Raw genomic sequence first — 1,028 nt, 5'->3', positions numbered from 1 at the left:
TCCGACCAGCTCGAGGACGCGCTCGCCGCCGCCCTCGCGCACGACGGCCCCGCGCTCGTGTCGGTGAAGGCCGACCGTCAGGAGCTCTCGATGCCACCGGCGGTGACCGCCGAGCAGGCGAAGGGCTTCACGCTCTACGCGATCCGCACGGTCCTGTCCGGACGCGGCGACGAACTGCTCGACCTCGCGTCGACGAACTTCCGCCAGTTCATCTGACGGTGTCCGGGGCGGCGCTCAGGACTCCGCGCCGCCCTGCTCGACGATGTCGCCCGACGGGTCGATCGACGCGCGCACCACGGCGTCGAGAGCGGTGACGATGTGCTCGAGTTCGAGCGACGGTCCGTCGCCGGCGATGTCCGGGGTCGCGGGGACGTGCACGAACCCGGCCCGGAAGCCCTCACGCCCGGCGAAGGACATCAGCTCGTAGAACACCTGGTTGCACGTGAACGTCCCGGCGGTGTTCGACACCGACGCTGGGACGCCGGCTGCCCGGACGTCCCGCACGATCCGCTTGATCGGCAGCCCGGAGAACGCCGCCGGGGCACCACGGGGGTCGATCGGCTCGTCCACCGGTTGCGCGCCCGCGTTGTCCGGGATCCGGGCGTCCATCACGTTGATCGCGACGCGCTCCGGCGTGACGGCGGCCCGTCCGGCCGCGAGGCCCGTCGCGATGACGACGGTGGGCCGGTGCTTCGCGATCACGGCCGCCAGGCGCGCTCGTTCCTCGGCGAAGACCACGGGGAGCTGCTCGACGACCAGGGTCGCGGGCCCGTCCCACGTCTCGGCGAGGCGCTGCGCGGCGTCCCAGGAGGGGTTCCGGGCGTCACCGCCGAACGGCTCGAAGGCGGTGAGCAGGACGGTCGGTTCGGTCGTGGCAGCCACGTGACCAGGCTACGGACTGGAGGCGCGGGGGGGGGCCCCCCCCCCCCCCCCCGCCCGGGGGGGGGGGGCCCCCCCCGGGCGGCCCCCCCCCCCCCCCCCCCCCCCCCGGGCCGGGCCGGCCGGCGGGGGGCGCCCCCCCGCCCCGC

Annotated in this window: 1 protein-coding gene and 1 pseudogene; one reads left to right on the top strand and one right to left on the bottom strand. The window is 75.9% G+C overall.

The window, feature by feature from the left end; genetic code table 11:
* Window positions 1-216: pseudogene (locus tag ABIC61_RS18620) on the top strand (ubiquinone-dependent pyruvate dehydrogenase); the annotation flags it as partial.
* Between the two features lie 18 nt (window positions 217-234).
* Here the strand turns inward: ABIC61_RS18620 and pcp are convergent.
* Window positions 235-882 (bottom strand): pyroglutamyl-peptidase I, encoded by a 648-nt coding sequence (gene pcp / locus ABIC61_RS18615; protein WP_354031090.1) that lies wholly within the window; start codon window positions 880-882, stop codon window positions 235-237.
* Window positions 883-1,028: the final 146 nt, after the last annotated feature.

The sequence above is a fragment of the Curtobacterium sp. 1544 genome (assembly GCF_040544915.1).
GTDB classification, from domain to species: domain Bacteria; phylum Actinomycetota; class Actinomycetes; order Actinomycetales; family Microbacteriaceae; genus Curtobacterium; species Curtobacterium pusillum_C.
This window is presented reverse-complemented; position numbering and strand designations above follow the sequence as displayed.